The 20,363-nt window shown below is 70.6% G+C and carries 21 protein-coding genes and 1 pseudogene; 17 read left to right on the top strand and 5 right to left on the bottom strand.

The features are described 5' to 3' along the window. Window positions 1-9 precede the first annotated feature (9 nt). Together HJ588_RS07540 and HJ588_RS20165 are read right to left on the bottom strand one after the other, a co-directional pair. Window positions 10-294: an Lrp/AsnC ligand binding domain-containing protein gene (locus HJ588_RS07540; protein WP_171153613.1), complete on the bottom strand. Its 285-nt coding sequence runs from the start codon at window positions 292-294 to the stop codon at window positions 10-12. Between the two features lie 611 nt (window positions 295-905). Beyond that, a pseudogene (locus HJ588_RS20165) lies at window positions 906-998 on the bottom strand (hypothetical protein); the annotation flags it as partial. A gap of 163 nt (window positions 999-1,161) precedes the next feature. On the opposite strand from HJ588_RS20165, the gene HJ588_RS07530 reads away from it, so the two are divergent. Beyond that, complete coding sequence (locus HJ588_RS07530; protein ID WP_171153610.1) at window positions 1,162-2,733, top strand: DHA2 family efflux MFS transporter permease subunit; 1,572 nt, start codon at window positions 1,162-1,164, stop codon at window positions 2,731-2,733. Window positions 2,734-2,866: 133 nt separating this feature from the next. On the opposite strand, the gene HJ588_RS07525 is transcribed toward HJ588_RS07530, so the two are convergent. Continuing rightward, entirely contained in the window at window positions 2,867-4,156 is a 1,290-nt protein-coding gene (locus HJ588_RS07525) for an ArsB/NhaD family transporter (RefSeq protein ID WP_171153608.1), read from the bottom strand. Further along, window positions 4,153-4,680 (bottom strand): CBS domain-containing protein, encoded by a 528-nt coding sequence (locus HJ588_RS07520; protein WP_212755327.1) that lies wholly within the window; start codon window positions 4,678-4,680, stop codon window positions 4,153-4,155. Before HJ588_RS07520 ends, HJ588_RS07525 begins: the two co-directional genes overlap by 4 nt. 61 nt (window positions 4,681-4,741) lie before the next feature. On the opposite strand from HJ588_RS07520, the gene HJ588_RS07515 reads away from it, so the two are divergent. The 12 genes from HJ588_RS07515 to HJ588_RS07460 all read left to right on the top strand — a co-directional run bounded on the left by HJ588_RS07515 (window position 4,742) and on the right by HJ588_RS07460 (window position 15,439). Next, complete coding sequence (locus HJ588_RS07515) at window positions 4,742-5,230, top strand: glutathione peroxidase (RefSeq protein WP_171153606.1); 489 nt, start codon at window positions 4,742-4,744, stop codon at window positions 5,228-5,230. A gap of 7 nt (window positions 5,231-5,237) precedes the next feature. Continuing rightward, on the top strand, window positions 5,238-5,858 hold the full coding sequence (locus tag HJ588_RS07510) for an SGNH/GDSL hydrolase family protein (RefSeq protein WP_171153604.1): 621 nt from the start codon (window positions 5,238-5,240) through the stop codon (window positions 5,856-5,858). A 46-nt stretch (window positions 5,859-5,904) separates the two neighbouring features. Then, entirely contained in the window at window positions 5,905-7,425 is a 1,521-nt protein-coding gene (locus tag HJ588_RS07505; RefSeq protein ID WP_171153602.1) for a molybdopterin-dependent oxidoreductase, read from the top strand. Between the two features lie 102 nt (window positions 7,426-7,527). Beyond that, window positions 7,528-8,244 carry a fasciclin domain-containing protein gene (locus HJ588_RS07500; protein WP_171153599.1) on the top strand — a complete coding sequence of 239 codons (717 nt, stop codon included), beginning with the start codon at window positions 7,528-7,530 and terminating at the stop codon, window positions 8,242-8,244. 81 nt (window positions 8,245-8,325) lie between these two features. Further along, window positions 8,326-8,886, top strand: coding sequence for an ECF RNA polymerase sigma factor SigK (sigK, locus tag HJ588_RS07495; protein ID WP_212755326.1), 561 nt, complete (start codon window positions 8,326-8,328; stop codon window positions 8,884-8,886). Then, window positions 8,883-9,656 (top strand): anti-sigma factor, encoded by a 774-nt coding sequence (locus HJ588_RS07490; RefSeq protein ID WP_171153597.1) that lies wholly within the window; start codon window positions 8,883-8,885, stop codon window positions 9,654-9,656. The genes sigK and HJ588_RS07490 overlap by 4 nt, the downstream gene beginning before the upstream one ends. 1 nt (window position 9,657) lies before the next feature. After that, entirely contained in the window at window positions 9,658-10,086 is a 429-nt protein-coding gene (locus HJ588_RS07485; protein WP_171153595.1) for an NUDIX hydrolase, read from the top strand. Between the two features lie 12 nt (window positions 10,087-10,098). Further along, the gene (locus HJ588_RS19945) at window positions 10,099-11,388 is read left to right on the top strand and encodes an NAD(P)/FAD-dependent oxidoreductase (RefSeq protein WP_343036629.1); all 1,290 of its coding nucleotides are present in this window, start codon (window positions 10,099-10,101) and stop codon (window positions 11,386-11,388) included. Beyond that, window positions 11,385-12,104, top strand: a complete 720-nt coding sequence (locus tag HJ588_RS19750) for a DUF1365 domain-containing protein (protein WP_343036628.1) — start codon at window positions 11,385-11,387, stop codon at window positions 12,102-12,104. Before HJ588_RS19945 ends, HJ588_RS19750 begins: the two co-directional genes overlap by 4 nt. Then, window positions 12,101-13,360 carry an SAM-dependent methyltransferase gene (locus HJ588_RS07470; protein ID WP_171153589.1) on the top strand — a complete coding sequence of 420 codons (1,260 nt, stop codon included), beginning with the start codon at window positions 12,101-12,103 and terminating at the stop codon, window positions 13,358-13,360. The genes HJ588_RS19750 and HJ588_RS07470 overlap by 4 nt, the downstream gene beginning before the upstream one ends. After that, on the top strand, window positions 13,357-14,673 hold the full coding sequence (locus HJ588_RS07465; RefSeq protein WP_343036627.1) for a class I SAM-dependent methyltransferase: 1,317 nt from the start codon (window positions 13,357-13,359) through the stop codon (window positions 14,671-14,673). Before HJ588_RS07470 ends, HJ588_RS07465 begins: the two co-directional genes overlap by 4 nt. Further along, window positions 14,666-15,439, top strand: coding sequence for a DUF1295 domain-containing protein (locus HJ588_RS07460; protein WP_343036626.1), 774 nt, complete (start codon window positions 14,666-14,668; stop codon window positions 15,437-15,439). Before HJ588_RS07465 ends, HJ588_RS07460 begins: the two co-directional genes overlap by 8 nt. Here the strand turns inward: HJ588_RS07460 and HJ588_RS07455 are convergent. Further along, window positions 15,417-16,214, bottom strand: coding sequence for an IclR family transcriptional regulator (locus HJ588_RS07455; protein WP_171153587.1), 798 nt, complete (start codon window positions 16,212-16,214; stop codon window positions 15,417-15,419). The genes HJ588_RS07460 and HJ588_RS07455 overlap by 23 nt on opposite strands. A gap of 50 nt (window positions 16,215-16,264) precedes the next feature. On the opposite strand from HJ588_RS07455, the gene HJ588_RS07450 reads away from it, so the two are divergent. From HJ588_RS07450 to HJ588_RS07435, 4 genes are all read left to right on the top strand, one after another. Then, entirely contained in the window at window positions 16,265-17,581 is a 1,317-nt protein-coding gene (locus HJ588_RS07450) for an MFS transporter (protein WP_171153585.1), read from the top strand. 68 nt (window positions 17,582-17,649) lie between these two features. Then, window positions 17,650-18,789: a cupin domain-containing protein gene (locus tag HJ588_RS07445; RefSeq protein ID WP_171153583.1), complete on the top strand. Its 1,140-nt coding sequence runs from the start codon at window positions 17,650-17,652 to the stop codon at window positions 18,787-18,789. Beyond that, complete coding sequence (locus HJ588_RS07440; protein ID WP_171153581.1) at window positions 18,786-19,622, top strand: fumarylacetoacetate hydrolase family protein; 837 nt, start codon at window positions 18,786-18,788, stop codon at window positions 19,620-19,622. Before HJ588_RS07445 ends, HJ588_RS07440 begins: the two co-directional genes overlap by 4 nt. Continuing rightward, a complete protein-coding gene (locus HJ588_RS07435) occupies window positions 19,619-20,344 on the top strand; it encodes a maleylpyruvate isomerase family mycothiol-dependent enzyme (RefSeq protein WP_171153578.1) in 726 nt (241 codons plus the stop codon). The genes HJ588_RS07440 and HJ588_RS07435 overlap by 4 nt, the downstream gene beginning before the upstream one ends. The last annotated feature ends 19 nt before the right edge of the window (window positions 20,345-20,363 follow it).

Genomic DNA, 20,363 nt, shown 5'->3' with positions numbered 1-20,363 from the left:
CTGCCCGCTCTACTCGCGCACGCTGCCGCCCTGCTTGATCGCCTTGCTGATCGGCAGCACCTGCACCTGTGCGACACCGTCCAGCCGGCCGAGATCCTCGGCGACGAACCGGTAGAGGTCGTCCACGCTCGCAAACGCAGTGTTGGCAACGATGCTCGCCGGTCCGGTGACTGCCGCGGCATAGCGCACGGCGTTGTGATCGGACATCGCGTCGCCGACCGCCTGCAGCTGCGCCGGGGTGACCGTGAGCGACAGGTAGGCACGCACCGGCCGGCCGAACTGTGCGTCGTCCACGTCGACGTCGAGGTCAGCACCCCGGCGGCGGTGAGCTCTTCGATCCGCCGGCGCAGCTGCGCGTCGCTCCGGCCGTCGGCCACGGTGTCGCGCAGCGCGGCATAGGTCGCCCGGCCGTCCCGCAGCAGCTCGCGCAGCATCGGCTCGTCGGCCGGGGTGAGCGACGCGGTGCGACCGTCGCGCACGATGGCCGACGCGAGCAGCGCCGCCTCCTGCTCGGGGGTCAGCAGGCTGCCGCCGACCCGCCAGTCCCGGATCGTCCCGCCGCGGAAGACGTGCAGCACGCCATACGCGGTGATGGAGTCGATCTGCGCGGTGCGGGGCAGCTGGCGCAACAACAGGTGGTCGCGCTCCTGCGCGCTCCGCGCCCGGAGGACGCACACCACCTCGGTGCCGCCGGAGAGCAGCGCGACCCAGTGCACGTCGTCGCGGCGGGCGAGCGCCCTGGCGATCTGTTCGGAGGCGTCCGGGCGGCAGGCGAGGCGCAGGCTCCAGTTCTGCTGGCCGAACGCGGACGGATCAACCAGGCCCACCACCCGCACGGCCCCGGCCTCGCGCAGCCGCCGGTAGCGACGCGCGACCGTCTGCTCCGACACGCCCAGCACGCCGCCGATCAGCGCGAACGGCACGCGCGGCGACACCTGCAGGCTGTGGGTGATCCTGGTGTCGAGATCGTCGGCGATGGCGGATCTGTCGGATGACATCGCAGTCATGGCGGAAATCTACGCCTCGCCGCCTGCGGGTTGGAAGCTGTCATAGCCGAGCGCCAGACTGGGCGCGTTCGCTTCGGATGTCGATGCGCAGCGTCGCCGATCGTCATACCGATGCAGCCAGTTACTTCTCCCCCTCTTGAAGGTGTGATCCGTCATGCGCAAGTGGCTTCCCCTGGTCACGATCTGCACCGGCACGCTCATGCTCCTCGTCGACGTCACGATCGTGAACGTCGCGCTGCCGGACATGGCCGCCGGCCTGCACACCACGTTCACCTCCCTGCAATGGGTGGTCGACATCTACGCGCTGGTGCTCGCCGCGCTGCTGCTCGGCATCGGCTCGCTGGCCGACCGGCTGGGTCACCGCGCGACGTATGTCGTGGGTCTCGCCCTCTTCGCGCTCGCGTCGGCAGCGAGCGGTCTGGCCGGCAGCGACACCGTGCTGATCGTCTCGCGCGGCGTGCAGGGAGTCGGTGCCGCCGCGATGTTCGCCACCACGTTCGCGTTGCTCAACAGCAGCTATCACGGCCGCGACCGGGGCACGGCATACGGCATCTGGGGTGCGGTGTCCGGCGCCGCCGCCGCGGTCGGCCCGATCGCGGGCGGCCTGCTCACCGAGCACCTGTCGTGGCGGTGGATCTTCTTCGTCAACCTGCCCTTCGCGATCGCGGCGATCGTGCTCTGCTTCGTGGTGCTCCCGCGCGACGAACGCCACCACACCCCGCTCGACTTCGTCGGGATGACGACCTTCACGGTCTTCGCGGGCGCGCTGACCTATGCGCTGATCCGGGCCAACGAGGACGGCTGGGGTGACCCTGTGGTGATCGGATCGTTCGTGCTCTCCGGGCTCGCACTGCTCGGTTTCGTCGTCGCGCAGGCCAGGTTGCGGCATCCGATGTTCGATCTCGGGCTGCTGCGCAACGGACCGTTCGTCGGCTCGCTGATCGCCGGATTTGTCCTGACCGCAGGCGCTTTCGCCTACCTGACCTACGCGTCGATCTGGATGCAGTCGGTGCGCGGCATGTCACCGGTGGAGGCCGGGCTGGCCTCCCTGCCGCTTGCGGCGGCGTCCTTTGCGACGAGTGCGAGCGTGGGCCGGCTGATGCACGGCGGCCGCAACTGGATGGCGGTCGGCTTCGGCATCGCGCTCACCGGCGTCGGCGGCCTGCTCGTCGCCTGGCTGCTCAACGGCGCGGACGCGACCTGGGTGGCGCTGGTGCCCGGCCTGGTGGTCGCCGGCATCGGGGTCGGGCTCGCGGCGCCGACGCTCAGCTCGACCGCGATGTCCGCGGTGCCGATGCACCGGGGCGGTATGGCGGCGGGCGCGGTCAACACCGCGCGCCAGCTCGGCTTCGCGCTCGGCATCGCGGCGCTGGGCACGGTCTTCGCCGCGCGCATCACCTCGGTGCTGTCGGCCCACTCCGTGCCCGACGCGTCGCGAGCCGGTGACGCCGTGGCCGGCGGCCAGTCGGGCCGGGTGCTCGCACAGGTGCCGGCCGCCGCGCGTCAGGCCGCCGACCACACCATCCACCTGGCCGCGGTCGACGGCCTGCGGCTGACGGCGCTCATCTCGGGCGTGCTCGGACTGGTCGGCGGGCTGCTCGCCGCCGTGCTGATCCGCCCCCGTCGCGGCGCGGCCGACCAGACAGCGAGCCGGACGGCGGGCGCTGCAGCGGGCGACGCGGACGACGATGCGCCGGCCGACTCTGACGGCCGCATTCACGTTTGACGGTCGAATTCGACCGTCAAACGTGAATCGGACCGTCAGAGTGTGCGGCTGTCAGGGTGTGCGGCCGGGCGGATCGGCCACCGCGATCTCGGCCTCGAAGCCCTGGGAGTTCTCCAGGTAGAGCGCGAGCGACTCATGCGAGGGCAAAGTAGCGCAGGGCGACGTAGGCCCACGCGACGGCGATGGTCACCGAGGCGACGACGAGGCCGTATTTGGTGAAGGTCCAGAACGAGATGCGGTGGCCGTTGCGGGCGGCGATGCCGATCACGACGACGTTGGCGGACGCCCCGACCGCTGTGGCGTTGCCGCCGAGGTCGGCGCCGAGTGCCAAGGCCCACCAGAGGGATTCGGGGCCGGCGCCGCTCGTCCCATGGGTGAGGTCGGCGACGAGCGGGCTGATCGTCGCGACATACGGGATGTTGTCGACGATCGCCGAGAGAGCACCGGAGATCCAGATCAGCACGGTCGAGCCGAGCAGCCAGTTGGTGCCGAGCCGAGCGGTGAGCCAGTCGCCCATGTCGGCGATGATCCCGGTGTGCACGAGGCCGCCGACCATGACGAAGAGCCCGGCGAAGAAGGCGAGCGTCGACCACTCCACGTCGGCGAGATAGTCGCGTGGCTCGAGCCGCGAAACCGCAACGGCCGCACCGGCGCCCAGCAGCGCCACCATGGACGGGTCGAGGCCGGTGATCGAGTGGGTGACGAAGCCGACCATCACCCCGGCGAGGATCACGCCTGAGGAGATCAGCAGCCGCGGGTCGTGGATCGCGTCCTTCTCCGACAGCCGCATCAGGTCGGCGGCGCGCTCGGCGTCATACACCAGCTGCTTGCCGAACATCAGCTTCATCAACCCGATGAAGACGACCATGAGCAGCACGACCACCGGGAGCATGTGCGCGAGGAAGTCGTTGAACGACAGGCCCGCCCGGCTGGCGATGATGATGTTGGGCGGGTCACCGATCAGAGTGCCGGCGCCGCCGATGTTGGACGCCATCGCCTCGCTGATCAGGAACGGGATCGCCGGGGCGCCGATGCGGTCGCAGACCAGCAGGGTGACCGGCGCGATGAGCAGCACCGTGGTGACGTTGTCGAGCAGCGCCGACGCCACCGCGGTGATGACGACGAGCATGACCATCACCCGAAAAGGCTTGCCCCGTGCGCGTTTTGCGGACCAGATCGCGAGAAACTCGAAGGCGCCGGTCTGCTTGATGACGCCGACCAGGATCATCATGCCGAGCAACAGGAAGATGACGTTCCACTCGATGCCGGTCTCTTCGCTGAAGAAGGCCGACTCGCTGGTGACCTGCCCGAGCACCACCATCACGGCCGCGCCCCAGAAGGCTGCGGCGACGCGGTGGATGCGCTCGGTGGCAATGAGGATGTACGCCGCCAGGAAGGCGACGACCGCGAGCGCGGTGATCATGCGGGGCCGGAGCCGGCATCGGGCGAGGACGCCGGGTAGTCCGGCAGCGGGTCGGGCACCCGGTCGGCGGAGGTGGGCAGCAACTGCCCGAGCAGCGCGCCGATGCGGATCACGCCGAGCGGCTTGTCCCCCTCGGTGACCAGGGCGAGCGGGCTGCGGTTGCGCGCCATGACCGCGGCGACCTCGATGAGCTTGGCGTCCGCGTCGACGACCGGCAGGTGGTCGTAGTCGTCCGGGCGTTTGGTGCCGACGATGTCACCGATCGTGACCGCGGCGAGCTTCTGGCAGAAGCGGTCGGCGGCCTCCTCGTCATACACCCTGGCCAGGTGCGGGTCGTCCTGCACATAACCGGGTATGACGAACCGCAGCACCTGCGATGCGGGCACCACGGTGAACGGCCGGCCGTCCTTGTCCAGCACGACGAGCCCGGGCAGGTCGCGCTCGCCCATCGTGGCCGCGGCGACGAGCGCGTCGGTCTCCAGCGTGACGGTCGGGAAGGGTTTGGCCAGCTCACGTGCTCGCATGTGACCCACGCTAGTAGTGCCCCGGCGGGTCGTGGCCCGGTGGCGACATACATTGGCAGGTATGAGCATCCTCGACATTTCCATCGCCCGCCTCGACGGCACCGCGTCCACCCTCGGCGAGATCACCGGGGGCAGGCCCGCGCTGCTGGTCAACGTCGCCAGCAAGTGCGGCCTCACCCCGCAGTACACTGCGCTGGAGCAACTGCAGAAGGACTACGAAGCACAGGGCTTCACGGTGGTCGGCCTGCCGTGCAACCAGTTCGGCGGTCAGGAGCCCGGCAGCTCCGAGGAGATCGAGCAGTTCTGCAGCGCGACGTATGGCGTGACGTTCCCGATGACCGAGAAGATCGACGTGAACGGCGACGACCGGCACCCGATCTACGCCGAGCTGACCCAGACCACGGACGAGAGCGGTAAGACCGGCGACATCCAGTGGAACTTCGAGAAGTTCGTGATCTCCGCCGACGGCACGGTGCTGCGGCGTTTCAGCCCGACGGTGACCCCGGACGACGAGCGTGTGGTCGGCGCGGTGCAGTCGGCCCTCGGCTGAGCACGCGATGACTCTCGGCGGCCTGCCGCAGCGGGCGACCTGGGTCTTTGCCGGCGACAGCATCACCCAGGGCGTGTTCCACACCCACGGAGCTCGCTCGTGGGTGGAGCTGATCCACGAACGCGTCCGCTGGGAGCTCGACCGTCTGATGGACATCGTGATCAACTCGGGCGTGTCCGGCTGGACCGCGGCAGAGGTGAACGCCGAATTCGACCATTTGGTGGGCAGGTTCGCGCCGACGGTCGTCAGCATCGCACTCGGCACCAACGATGCGCTCGACGGTGAGGCCGGCTTGGCATCGTTCCGCGACGAGCTCACCGACATCGCGCGGCGTTCGACGGCGCTGGGTGCCCGGGTCGTGCTGCACACGCCGGTGCCGGTCATGCCGGACGCACCCGCGGCCCGGCGTGAGTGGCTCCCGTCATACGCCGAGGTCGTGCGCGCGGTCGCCGCGGCCGAGGGCTCGACCCTGATCGACCACGAGCGGCACTGGCTGGACCATTTCGGCGCGGCGGCGCCCACCGCCTGGATGGACGACCACACGCACCCCAACGCGGTCGGGCATCGCGAGATGGCGAACACCACGCTGCGCGAGCTGGGCCTGGGCGTGCTCGACGAGCGGCCGTAGCCACCCGCGCACCCATCCGCGGGCGGTCGCGCGTCGAACCACGTGCATGACCGACGAGCGACTGTCCCGGATCCGTGCCGCCCTGATCGGCCTGCTGTCGGTCGGCGTCGGACTCGCCGCGGGCCAGCTCGTCGGGGCGCTGCGCAACCCGGCCACCTCGCCGGTGCTCGCGGTCGGCTCCGCGGTGATCGATCGCACGCCGACCTCGCTCAAGGACTGGGCGATCCGCACCTTCGGCAGCAACGACAAGCCGGTGCTGCTGGCGTCGGTGGTCGTGGCCGTCCTGGTGGTGGCTGCCGCCTCCGGTCTGCTCGCCCGATCGCGCCCGTGGCTCGGAGCCGCCGTGCAGGTCGCCATGCTCGTCGTCGCCGGATATGCCGTGCTGACAAGGCCTTTCGCGGCGGCGAGCGACCTGGTGCCGACGGTGTGCGCCGGTGCCGTGTCGATCGCGGCGTTGTTCGTGCTGCTCCGGCTGGCCGCGCCGTCGCCGGGGCCGCAGGGGGCGAGCCGCCGCACCTTCGTCGCTGCGGCCGGGGGCACCGCGGCCCTGGCCGCGCTCGGCGTCGCCAGCGGCCGGGCGATCACCGACTCCCGCTCCGCCATCGACGTGAAACTGCCCGCCGCCGATCCGGCGGCTCCCGCCCTGCCGGCCGGGCTCGACGAGACCGTGCCCGGCGTCACGCCGCTGCGCACTCCCAACTCGTCGTTCTACCGTGTCGACACCGAGCTGTCGGTGCCCAACCTCAGCGCTTCCGACTGGAAGCTGACCATCGATGGCGACGTCGAAAACCCTTACACCATAAGCTTTTCGGAGCTTCTGCGCCGGCCCCTCACCGAGCGCAACATCACCATCACCTGCGTGAGCAACGAGGTCGGCGGCAAGTATGCCGGTGGTGCCACCTGGCGCGGCGTCCTGCTCAAGGATCTGCTCGCCGAGGCCCGGGTGAAGAACCCGGACCGGCCGGATCTGCAGGTGCTGAGCACCTCCTTCAACGGCTTCACCATCAGCACCCCGCTCGGCGCGATGACCGACGACCGCGGAGCGATGCTCGCCATCGGGATGAACGGCGCGCCGCTCCCCCGTGAGCACGGTTTCCCGGCTCGCCTCATCACTCCCGGCCTCTACGGGATGCTCGGCTGCACCAAATGGGTCACCAGGCTGACCGTCACCACCTATGCCGACCGCAAGGCCTACTGGACCAAGCGCGGCTGGACGACCGACGGCGAGATCAAACCGACTGCGCGCATTGATGTTCCGGCCGGTCTGGCCACGGTCAAGCCGGGGCGCGTGCTCATCGGCGGGACCGCGTGGGCGCAACGGCGCGGTGTCGTGGGCGTGCAGGTCAGCATCGACGGCGGCCCATGGACGGCCGCGACCCTCGGCCCGGACGTCAACGTCGACTACTGGCGGCAGTGGTACTACGCGTGGCAGAGCAGTTGGCCCGGTCAGCACAGCGTGCGGGCCCGAGTCGTCTACGGCGACAACGAAATCCAGACGTCCGCGCGGGCCGGGGTGTTTCCCTCCGGGTCGAGCGGCATCGAGGAGCGCGTCTTCCTCGTCGGCTGATCCCGGCCGACGCAAATCATCTGCCGCCACACCCATCCGATCACCGTGCGGCACCGAATCACCAGTGTTCGTAAGGCACCGAAAACCTCAGGAGTTAAGACCATGAAGACTCGCACGACCGTCACCCTCGCGGCCGCGACGTTGCTGACCGCCTCGCTCACCGCATGCGGCTCGTCCGGTTCGGGCGGCTCGGCCAGCAGCGGCAACAGCACCCCGATGGCCTCCAGCTCGTCCTCCATGACCAGCGACGCGGGATCGGGCATGAGCTCGAGCGCGATGGGCAGCGAGTCCGGCATGGGCTCGTCGATGGCCAGCGAGTCCGGCATGGGCAGCGGTGCCGCGAACGCCGCACAGCCCTTCGGCCCGGCCTGCTCCACGGTGCCGAAGGACGGCAAGGGCTCCTTCAGCGGTATGGCGCAGGACCCGGTCGCCACGGCCGCCTCCAACAACCCCGCGCTCTCCACCCTGACGGCGGCCGTCAAGAAGGCCGGCCTCGTCGACACCCTCAACAGCGCGTCGGCGCTGACCGTCTTCGCGCCGGCCGACTCGGCCTTCGCCAAGATCCCGAAGGCCGACCTGGACGCGGTGCTCGCCGACAAGGCGAAGCTGACCAAGCTGCTCACCGGCCACGTCGTGCAGGGCCGCCTGAGCCCGCAGCAGCTGGCCGGCACGCACAAGTCGCTCGCCGGCACCACCGTGACCGTCGCCGGCTCGGGCGAGAACTTCAAGGTCGACGGCAACTCGGCGGTCGTCTGCGGCAACGTGCAGACCGCCAACGCCACGGTCTACATCGTCGACACCGTGCTGATGGGCAAGTAGGACCAGCCGGCTCGTCACCGCACGAGAAATGCCATGACCTCAGTGCTCGTCACGGGAGCCCCGCCCGCCACAATGGACCCCATGTCCGTGGGCCAGGCACCGACCCTGTCCGATCTGCTCCAGCAGGTCGGACAGGGTGACGAGCGCGCCTTCGCCCGGTTGTACGACGAGGCGGCCGCCCGGCTGCACGGTCTCGTCTGCCGGGTGGTCGTGGACCGGACGCTCGCCGAGGAGGTCACCCAGGAGGTCTTCCTGGAGATCTGGCGCGGCAGCCCGGGTTTCGACGCCGGCCGCGGGTCGGCGTTGTCGTGGATGTTCACGATCGCGCACCGCAAGGCGGTGGACCGGGTGCGCGCCGTCGACGCGTCCCGTCGGCGCGACACGGCCTACACCGCGGAGCAGAACGCCCCGTCATACGACTCGACGGCGGAGCAGGTGGACGACCGCATGCGAGCAGACCGAGTCCGAGCCGCGATCGGCACCCTCACGGGACGACAACGCGAAGCGGTGGAACTGGCCTATTTCGAAGGACTTTCGCACACCGAGGTGGCAGATCGCCTCGGCATACCGTTGGGCACCGCCAAGTCACGCATCCGTGACGGGCTGCTCAGACTGCGCGACGCGCTGGGAGGTGAATCATGACCGAGGACATGCACGACAAGCACATCGACACGCTCGACTACGCGCTCGATGCAATGGACGAGGTCAGTCGGCGATGGGCCGACCGCCACCTCGAGCACTGCGCCCAGTGCCGCGCCGAGGTGGCTGAGTTGCAGGAGGCGACAGCGGCGCTCGGCGAGTCGACCGCGCCGGTGAGCCCGCCACCGGCGCTGCGCGACTCGGTGCTGAGCGCGGTCGCACAAACCCCGCAAACACAGACCCCGCAGACACCGGCACCGCCATCACCGGCGCCGCACGCAGAGACTCCGGCGGACCGGACCTCGCAGGCAACGACCGTGTCGGCGAGCCGCCGCCGCAACCACCCTGCACGCTGGCTGCTCGCGGCTGCCGCTGCCGTCCTGCTCATCGCGGGCGGCGTGACGCTGGTGGCGCAGCCGTGGCAGCAGGACAAGGCACCGGTCTCGGCGGTGCAGCAGGTCGAGCAGGCACCAGACGCCCGCAGCACGACGGTCTCCGCCGACGGCGGGTCGCTGGTCGTGGTCACCTCCGCACAACGCGGCAAGGCGGTCGCGACGCTGCGCGGGATGCCGCCGGCTCCGGCTGGGAAGGCCTACCAGGCGTGGTTCATCGCGGGTGGCAAGCCGGTCAGCGCCGGCCTGCTCACGCCCGGGACCGCCACCGTGCTCGACGGATCCGTGTCCGGCGCCAGTGCCGCCGCAGTGACCGTCGAACCCGCGGGAGGCTCGCAGCAACCGACCAGCAAGCCGCTCATGACGGTCGCGCTGGCCTGAGATGACCGCCGCGCCGACCGTGACCGTCAGTGCCGTCGTCCTGCGCGATGACGCCGGCCGCGTGCTCACTGTGCGCAAGCACGGCAGCGAGCGGTTCCAGCTGCCGGGCGGCAAGCCCGAGCCCGGCGAGGACGCCGCGACGGCGGCCGTCCGGGAGACGGCCGAGGAGGTGGGTGCCGTGCTCTGCCCGGAGCACCTCACCCTCCTCGGCGTATGGCGGGCACCGGCCGCGAACGAAGCCGGCCACGAGGTGCACGGCACGGTCTACCTGCACCCGCCGGCCCCCATCACCGGAGCATCGGCTGAGATCGCCGAACTCCGTTGGCAACCGGTCGAAACCATCCCGGCCGACCTCGCGCCGTTGCTCGCACTGCACGTCTTCCCGGCACTGCGCGACGACCATCGGACCCCGGTCCGGTCAGAGGACTGAGAGACCCATCCGGTGAGCGCGCCGCACCGAACCACCACCGTGCCACCTCACTACGCAGTCATCGGAAGCGGCGTGTCCGGTCTGGTCGCCGCCCACGTCTTGTGCCGCACCGGCCGGGTGACGGTTTTCGAGGCCGACGACCGCCCGGGCGGACACGCCCACACCCACGACGTCCGGCTTGCCGACGGCGCCACCGTGCCCGTCGACAGCGGCTTCATCGTGCACAACGACCGCACCTACCCGACCCTGCAACGGCTCTTCGGTGAGTTGTCGGTCGAGACGCGACCGACCGACATGAGCATGTCGGTCTTCTCCGAGCGCACCGGCTGGCAGTATGCCGGTGGCCAGGGCGTGCGCGGCATCCTCGCCGACCCGGCCACCGTGCGACGCCCGGCATACCTGAAGATGTTGTGGCAGGTGCGCCGATTCCACGCTGCTGCAACCGATTTCCTCAGCGAGGCCGCCGCGGACGACCTGACGAGCATCGGCGACTGGCTGGCCCGGCTGCGGTTCGACGAGGCGTTCCTCGAGCATTTCGCCACGCCGCTCGTCGCTGCCGTCTGGTCGTGCGCGCCGCAGGACGCGCTGTCCTATCCCGCCCGCAGCCTGCTCACCTTCCTGCAGCATCACGGCATGCTCACCGTCACCGGCTCCCCGACGTGGCGCACGGTCGCCGGCGGTTCCCGCACCTATGTCGAGCGGGTCTTCTCCGACGCGCGCATCGATCTGGAGCTCGGCACCCCGGTGCAGGCGGTCGCCCCGCGTGCCGACAGCGTGACCCTGCAGACCGACCGGGCCGAGCACGACTTCAGCGCGGTCGTGATCGCCACGCATCCGTCCGCCGCCCTCGCGATGCTCAAGTCGCCGAGCCCCGAGCAGGCCGAGGTGCTCGGCGCCCTGCGTTATTCGCAGAACCCGGCGCTGCTGCACACCGACAGCTCCGTGCTGCCGCCGGCCCGGGCGGCGCGGGCGTCCTGGAACTACCGGCTGCTGGTGGAGGCGACCGACGGCGTGCTGGTGTCCTACGACCTGACCCGGTTGATGCGGCTGCAGTCGCCCGAGGACCAGCGAGTGCTCGTCACGCTCGGCGGCGAGGGTCGCGTCGACCCGGCGACGGTCGTCGCCCGCATGCAGTACGAACACCCGCTGTATTCCAGGGAATTCGTGGCCGCACAGGCGAGGCTGCCGCTGCTCACCGAGCCTCGGCTCGCGTTCGCCGGGGCCTACCACGGGTGGGGCTTCCACGAGGACGGTGCCCTGTCCGGTCTGCTCGCCGCGGAGGCGCTCGGGGGCCGGTGGTGAGCACGGCATACCTCGCGACGGTCCGGCACACCCGCACCTCCCCCGTCCGCCACGACTTCACCTACCGCACCTGCACCTGGGCGGTCTCACTCGACGACGACCCCAACGCCGGGCTGCGTTGGTGGCAGCGGCCGTTCGTGCGGTTCCGCGCCGCCGACCATCTCGGCGACGGCGACGACTGGCGCGCCAACCTGGTCGCGTTCGGGCGCGAGCGGGGACTGGACCTGTCGGCGTGCAGCATCACCGCGCTCAGCGGCGCCGCGACGCTGGGATACGCCTTCGACCCGCTCACGCTCTACTGGTGCACCGCACCGGACGGATCCCTGGTGACGGTGATCGCCGAGGTGCGCAACACCTACGGCCAGCGTCATGCGTATGTCGTCAGTCCCGACGACCGGGACGTCGCCCGGACCGAAAAGCGGCTCTACGTCTCGCCGTTCAACGACACCACCGGTGACTACACGATGAGCGTGCCACCGCCCGGACCGCAGGGTTTCGACGTCCGCATCACCCTGCACCGTCCCGGCCAGCGGCCGTTCGTCGCGACCTGGCAGGGCGTCCTGCCCCACACTCTCGCCGGCCGGCTGCGGCTGCTCGCCCACCAGCCGTTCGCGTCCCAGCTCGTCACGGCCCGGATCCGCCTGCAGGGCATCCGCCTCTGGACAAAACGACTTCCCGTCCAACCCCGACCCGACCACCTCCAGGAGGTGTCATGAGCACCGCGCTCAACCCACCGTCATCACTCGTCGACCCGGTGCGCTGGCCCGACGTGGCCCGCATCCCGCGAGGCGTGCGCGCCGACGTCGCGACCGTCGTCGCCGAGCGCATCTTCCGGCATGCCGTCTCCCGGTTGGGGATTCGGGTCATGATGCCCGACGGCACCGTCCTCGGCGGTGACCGCAGTGGAGCAGCTCCCACGATGTACGTCCACGAGCCGTCCGCGCTGGCCCGGCGGATCGGCAGCGGCGGCCTGATCGGTTTCGGCGAGTCCTACCTCGCGGGCGAATGGGACAGCGACGACCTGGCCGGACTCATCGCCCAGTTCGCCTCGAGCGTGGAGCAACTCGTGCCGGCGCCTCTGCGGGCCTTCCGGACCGCGGTGCTCAAGCGGCAACCGGCCGGCGACCGGCCGGTGCCGGAGCAATCGCGCACCAACGTCGAGCGGCACTACGACCTGTCCAACGAGATGTTCGCGACCTTCCTCGACGAGACGATGACCTACTCGTCGGCGCTCTTCGACACCAGCGACCACCTCACGACGGCACAGCGCCGCAAGATCGACCGGCTGCTCGACCAGGCCGGCGTCGGCACGGGCAGCCGCCTGCTCGAAATCGGTTCTGGCTGGGGCGGTTTGGCCTTGCGCGCCGCACAGCGCGGCGCCATCGTGGACAGCATCACGCTGTCCACCGAGCAGCAGCGATGGGCCAACGACCTCCTCGAACGCACGGGCCTGGGCGACCGCGCGCACGTGAGCCTCAGCGACTACCGCGACGTGACCGGGACGTTCGACGCGGTCGTCTCGGTGGAGATGATCGAGGCGGTCGGTCTGGACTTCCTCGACTCCTACTTCGACCGCATCGCGGCGGTGCTGCGGCCGGGCGGGCGCGCCGCGGTCCAGGCGATCGTGATGCCACACCACCGGGTGCTGCAGACCCGCAACACCTACACCTGGATCCACAAGTACATCTTCCCCGGCGGAGCACTGCCCTCGATGGAGCTCATCGAGGCCAGCGCGGGCCGGGCCGGGCTGCGCATCGTGGACGACCTGGCCATGGGTGACTCCTACGCGCGCACCCTCGACCTGTGGGCACAGCGCTTCGACGCGCGGGCGGACGAGCTGGCCGAGCTGGGCTTCGACAACACCTTCCGGCGGATGTGGGACTTCTACCTGCGCTACTCCGAGGGAGGCTTCCGGGCCGGCTACCTCGATGTGCACCAGCTGACGTTCGTGCGCGAAGGTGGCGAGGCGTGAGCGCGAGGCCGGCCGACGTCGCCGGCACCCTGGCCGAGGCGCTGCGCCCGGTCGTCGGCGGTGACCTCCCGGTGCGGCTGACCGCCTGGGACGGCAGCACCGCGGGCGCGGCCGACGGGCCGCACGTGCGGCTCAACAGTCCCGATGCGTTGCGCCGATTGCTCTGGCACCCGGGCGAACTCGGCGCCGCACAGGCCTATGTCGCCGGAGACCTGGAGGTCGACGGCAACGTCGCCGACGCGCTGCGGCACGCGTGGGGCACCGTCGCCGACCGCGACCTCAAGGACCGGGGCACACTGCTCGCCCGGCTGCCCCGCGCGCTCCGGGCCGCCTTCACCACCGGTGCCGTCGGTGCTCCCCTGACCGCACCGAAGACCCAGATCGCGGTGCGCGGCCGGCTGCACTCCCGCACCCGCGACCGTGACGTGATCCACCACCACTACGACGTCGACAGCCGGTTCTACGAGATGATCCTCGATCAGCACATGGCCTACTCCTGCGCCTACGTCACCGAGGGCGACATCGACGGAGCCGAGACCGACGCCTACCCGCTCGAGGCGGCGCAGGCCGACAAACTCGACCTGGTCTGCCGCAAGATCGGCCTCGACCAGCGACCCGGCATGACGATGCTCGACGTCGGCTGCGGATGGGGATCGCTCTCGCTCCACGCGGCCGAGCGTTACGGCGCCAAGGTCACCGGGGTGACCATCGCCGAGGAGCAGAAAGCGTTCATCGACAAGCGCATTCACGATCGCGGCCTGCAGGACCGGGTGACGATCGAGCTGCGCGACTACCGCGACGTGCAGGGTCGCTACGACGCCGTCGCATCGCTGGAGATGGGCGAGCACGCCGGTGACAAGGGTTACCCGACCTACGCGAAGGTCCTGCACGATGCCGCGCACGACGACGCGCGCATCCTCGTGCAGCAGATGAGCCGGCGCGGACGGCACCCGGGCGGCGGTCCCTTCATCGAGGCGTTCATCGCACCCGACATGACGATGCGGCCGGTCGGTGACACGATCGAACTTCTGGAGGCTGCCGGGCTGGAGGTGCGCGACGTGCACGCGATGCGCGAACACTATGCGTGGACGGTGCGGTCGTGGCAGCGCCGATTCGACCAAAACCGCTCGCAAATCGAACAACTCGTCGATCCGGAGGTGATCCGGGTCTGGGAGCTCTATCTCGCCGGTGGCCTGCTCGCCTTCGAGCAGGGCCGGATGGGTGTCGACCAGATCCTCGCCGTGCGGCGCCGCACCGGACCCTCGCGACTGCCCGCCGTGCGCCCGGCGTCCTGGAGCGATCCGCGTGCCTGACCTCCTCTGGATGGCACTGGCCAGCGCCGTCCTCGTGGCGCTCATCCAGGCGGCCGCATTCTGGTGGTCACGACGGGCCGGCCGCTGGGACGTGGCCGACGTGGTCTGGGGTCCGGGCATCGCGGCCGTGGCACTGCTCGGCCTGGCGACCGGCCACGGCGGCGTATGGCGGCGCGTCGCGCTCGCGGTGTTGGTGACCGCCTGGGCCGCACGCCTCGCCATACACATCGGGCGGCGGAGCCGGCCGCACGACGACGACCCGCGTTATGTGCGTATGACGCAAGGGCGTTCGACCCTTGCGACTGCACTGCGGGTGTTCGGTCTGCAGGGCCTGATCCAGTGGATCGTCTCGGCGCCGATCCAGGTCGTGGCGGTCACGTCCGACCCGGGCGGCGCGCTCGTCGTCCTCGCCGTGCTGGGCGTGGTGGTCGCGGTCGCCGGGCTGGTCATCGAGGCCGTCGCCGACGCGCAACTGACCAACTACAAGCAGCAGCAACCTCGCCCGCCGATCCTGGACACCGGCCTGTGGGCGTGGTCGCGCCATCCCAACTACTTCGGCGACGCGTGCTTCTGGGTGGGCGTCTACCTCGTGGCGTGCGCCGCCTGGCCCGGCGTCGCGACGGTCTTGTCACCGGCGATCATGGTGGGCCTGCTGGTCTGGGGCAGCGGTGCCCGGTTGCTCGAGAAGGCGATGGCTGACCGCCCGGGCTATGCCGAATATCGCAGCCGGACACCGATGTTCGTCATGCGTCCGCCGGCGCGCTGAGCCCGCCGGGCCGCTGGGCGACGAAGTCGGCCTCGATGCCGACAGCGGCGCGGGTCAGCGCGCCCAGGATGACCCGCACCCGCTCATCGTCGAATCGCACGGTCGGCAACGACACGCAGACCGCCGCCTCCGCGCGCTCGGCACCGAGCCGCAACGGCCGGCCGATCCCGACCACGCCCTTCTCCGCACCCTCGATGTTGATCGCGTAGCCGCGCCGCCGGACCCACGACAGCTCCTGCCGCAGGCTCGCCACATTGGGCAGTTCCTCCGGACGGTCGGCGAAGCGCTCGGCGCTGTAGAGAGCGCTCAGCTCGGCGGTCGAGAGTTCGGCGAGCAGCACCTTCCCGCCCGACACCTTGTGCGCCGGGAAGGCCATGCCCTCCCGATCCCCCACGCGCAGCGCCTGGCGGCACTCGACGGCGCCCACGAAGCGGCAGTGCTCCCCGGTGAGGACCTGGACGTTCGCCGACTCCTGCACCTCCTCCATCAGCGCCGCGAGCCAGGGCATCGCGGCCGCGCGAAGGTGCGCGGTGCGCGAGCGATCCGACGAATGACCCACTGCCAGCACGGGTCCCACGGCATACCGACGGTCGGAGCGCTGCACGGCGAAGTCCCGGTAGGCGAGCATCGAGAGCAACCGGTGCGCGGTGGAGCGAGCGACCCCGAGACGTTCCGCGGCGTCGCTGACGCCGAGCGGGCCCTCCACCTGCAACATCACCGCCAGTCGCAGCGCGTGGTCCACGCTGGCGATCGCGTAACTCGGTGGATTCTTCATGGCAGAAAGTCCTGTTCTTTGATGAGGAACACATTGAATCATCGATCGCTATGACACAGGTCACCTCCGGCAAGCGCCGGTCCACACTGCTCGTCGCGGTGTTGTGCTGGTCGATCGTCGTCTTCGACGGCTACGACCTCATCGTCTACGGGACGACGATCCCGAAGCTCCTGGCCGAGCCCGGCTGGGGGCTGACCGCCGGCCAGGCGGGCACGATCGGCAGCCTGGCCTTCGCCGGCATGCTGGTCGGCGCACTCGGCGCCGGGGTGCTCGCCGACCGGCTCGGCCGCCGCCGGATGATCCTCGCCTGCACCGCGTGGTTCTCGGTCTTCACGACCCTGTGCGCCTTCGCCGGCGGCCCGACGTCGTTCGGGATCCTGCGCTTCGTGGCGGGCATCGGCCTGGGCGGCCTGGTGCCCACCGCCAACGCGCTCACCGCCGAATTCGTCGGCAAGGGCAGGCGCGCGCTCATCGCCACCGCGATGATGTCCGGTGTGCCGATCGGTGGCTCGATCGCCGCGCTGCTCGGGCTGTGGGCGATGCCGACAATCGAGTGGCGCGGCATGTATGCCGTCGCCGCACTCGCGCTGGTCGTGCTGCTGCCGGCCGCTGCGGTGCTCCTGCCGGAGTCGCCCGCGTGGTTGCGGGTGCACGGCCGGCCGGAGCAGGCCCACCGCATCGAGCAGGAGTTCGGCTTGACCGGCGAGGCCGACCCGGTCGGCACCGGACACGTCGCACCGCTCAGCGCGGTGCTGCGACCGCCCTATCTCGTTGCGTCCGTGCTGTTCGCATGCGCAACGATCGCAACGCTTTTCGCGTGGTATGGCCTCGGCACCTGGCTGCCCAAGCTCATGGGACCGGACGGCAGATTCGACCTGGGCGACCCGCTGACCTTCCTGCTCGCTCTCAACCTGGGGGCCGTCGCCGGGTCCGCCCTCACCGCGTGGGCGGGCGACCGCTTCGGACCCCTGCGCAGCGCGGCGGTTGCCGCGTTGGCGGCCGCGGCCGGTCTGGCCTTCCTGCTCACCTACCCGTCCAGCGCCGTGCCGGTCTATGCCGCGCTGGTGATCGCCGGCATCGGCACCCACGGCACGCAGTGCCTCATCATCGCCGCGATCACCAACCGCTATCCGGCGGTGGCCCGGGGCACGGCGCTCGGCTTCGCGCTCGGCGCGGGGCGCGTGGGGGCGATCGTCGCGCCACAGGCCGGCGGCTGGCTGATCGACGGCGGCTACGGGGTCGGCGGCAACATCGCGATGTTCGCCGCTGCCTCCGCACTGGCGGCGGCGCTGCTGGCGGTGACCACGCGCACCGTGCGAGCGGCATCGGCGCCGCGCAAACAGCTGGACTCCGTTGTCGCCCACTGATTTCCAACCATCTTCTGACCATGCAGACCAGGCAGGCCATGCAGGCCAGCCAGACCAGGAGTGATCGCATGACCGACACCATCGGTGGTGTCCGCATCGAGATGACGGATGCGCCCGACCAGCCGGCCCCGAGCGAGCAGCTGCTCGCCCTCTATCGCGGGTTCGAGCAGGAGCTGCTCGTGCCGCTGTGGGCGGAGATCGGCGAGCTGATGCCCGCCGCCCCCGTCTCCCGCGCGTTGCCGCACCGCTGGACGTGGTCGGCGCTCTACGCACTCGCCCGGCAGGCCGGCGATCTCGTCCCGGTCGGGCGGGGCGGCGAGCGGCGGGCGATCGCGCTCGCCAACCCGGGCCTCGGCGGGCGCCCGTTCGCCACCCCGACCCTGTGGGCCGCCATCCAATATCTGGGCGCGGGCGAGGAGGCGCCCGAGCACCGGCACACCCAGAACGCCTTCCGCTTCGTGGTCGAGGGCGAGGGCGTCTGGACGGTCGTGGGCGACGACCCGGTGGCCATGCGGCGCGGCGACTTCCTGCCACAGGCCGGCTGGAACTTCCACGCGCACTTCAACCCGGGCGATGCCCCGATGGCCTGGATCGACGGTCTCGACATCCCCTATGCGCACTACGCCGAGACGACCTTCTTCGACTTCGGGCGTGACCGCATCGAGGACCGGTCGGCGCCGGAAACCTCCAAGTCCGAACGCCTTTGGGCCCACCCGGGGCTCGCTCCGGTCGCCGCTGCGGACGCCTCCGTCGGCACGACACCGCTGCTCGCCTACCGCTGGGAGCACACCGACGCCGCGCTCACCGCGCAGCTCGAGCTCGAGGCACAGGGCGAGACCCACACGATCGAGCCCGGCCACGCGGCCGTGCGCTTCCTGCACCCGCAGACCGGTGGCGATGTGCTGCCGACCATCCGTGCCGAGATGCACCGGGTGCGACGGGGAGCGCAGACCGCGCCGCGCCGCGAGACCGGCTCATCGGTGTGGCAGGTCTTCGACGGGTCCGGCCGCGTCCGGGTGGGTGACGAGGAGTGGTCGGTGAGCCGGGGCGACCTCTTCGTCGTGCCGTCGTGGCAGCCGCTGTCTGTCGTGTCCGAGGCATCGACCGACGACTCCGACTCCGGCGCGCTCGACCTGTTCCGCTTCAGCGATGCGCCGATCCACCTGGCAATGCACCAATTCCGTTCCGAGACAGAGGATGACCGATGAAACTGGCAACCGTCCGCACCGCCGAGCACGCCACCCGGGCCGTGCGCGTCGACGACGACCGGCTGGTCGACCTGGGCTGCGACACGCTGGACGAGCTGCTGGCTCGGCCGGGCTGGCGGGACCGTGCGGCAGCGGCTGCCACGTCATACGCAGCGGACGCGGTGGACTATGCGCCCGTCGTCACCCGACCGGGCAAGATCGTCTGCGTCGGCCTCAACTATCGCAATCACATCCTCGAGATGAGTCGCGAACTCCCCGAGTTTCCAACCCTTTTCGCCAAGTATGCCGAGAGTCTCATCGGCGCCGAGGACGCGATCGTGCTGCCGCCCGAGTCCGACGCGGTCGACTGGGAGGCCGAGCTGGCGGTCGTCATCGGCGATCGGGTCCGCCGGGCAACGACGCAGCAGGCGTCGGACGCGATCGCCGGGTTTGCGGTGCTGAACGACGTGACGATGCGTGACTGGCAGTATCGCTCGCCCATGTGGCTCCAGGGCAAGACGTGGGAGGAGACGACACCGCTCGGCCCCTACCTCGTCACCCCGGACGAACTGCCCGGCGGCACCCGTCCGGCACTCGCGCTGGTCGGGGAGGTCAACGGCGAGGTCGTGCAGAAGGCCGACACCGCCGACCTCGTCTTCGACCCGGTCCGGCTCGTCGAATATGTCTCGACGATGATCACCCTGCAGCCCGGCGACGTCATCGCGACAGGCACTCCGGGCGGGGTCGGCCACGCCCGAAAGCCGGCCCGCTACCTGCACAATGGGGACGTGCTCACCACCACGATCACCGGGCTCGGGTCGTCGACCTGCCGCGCAGCACAGGCAGCCGTATGACGGAGCCCGTCGCCACCACACTGCCCTGGGCGAGGACCGGCCAGCAGCTCTTCGAGCGCGCCGTGGACGGCCTGTCCGACGCCGACTTCGCCGCTCCGAGCCGCCTGCCCGGCTGGACCAACGCACATGTCGTCGCGCACGTCGCGGCCAACGCCGACGCACTCGGCAACCTTGCGTCGTGGGCCCTGACCGGAGTCGAGACGCCGATGTATTCCTCGCCCGGCCAGCGCAACGCCGACATCGAGCGACTCGCGCAAGAGTCGCCAACCGCGTTGCGATCGTTGACGATCGAGCGTGGCGCGGTGCTCCTCGGCCGGCTCCGCGAGCTGCCCGACGCCGACTGGCAGGCGCCCGTGCGCACCGCGCAGGGCCGCGAGGTGCCGGCATCGGAGGTGCCGTGGATGCGCTGCCGGGAGGTCTTCATCCACGCCGTCGACCTCGCACCGGAAGACGAATTTTCCTCGCTGCCAACGGATTTCCTGGCTTCGCTGATCGCGGACATCGCGGCACAACGCACCGCCAAGGCACCGGACGGGGCGTCGCGGGTGGCGCTGTCGGTCGACGATGGCGCGGTCGTCACCGCACCGGTCGCGGAGGGGCAGACCGCGGCCGAGGTGAGCGGTGGCGTGGCGGCGGTTGCGGCATACCTCGCCGGCCGCGGCACATCGGGGCTGCGCGTCGCCGGTGACGCAGCGCTGCCGCAGCTCGGCCCCTGGCTGTAACTGGTTGCAGGGGGCCGAG

This window comes from Flexivirga aerilata (assembly GCF_013002715.1).
Taxonomy (GTDB): domain Bacteria; phylum Actinomycetota; class Actinomycetes; order Actinomycetales; family Dermatophilaceae; genus Flexivirga; species Flexivirga aerilata.
Note: the sequence above shows the minus strand (reverse complement) of the source record. Positions and strands in the feature narration are given on the sequence as shown.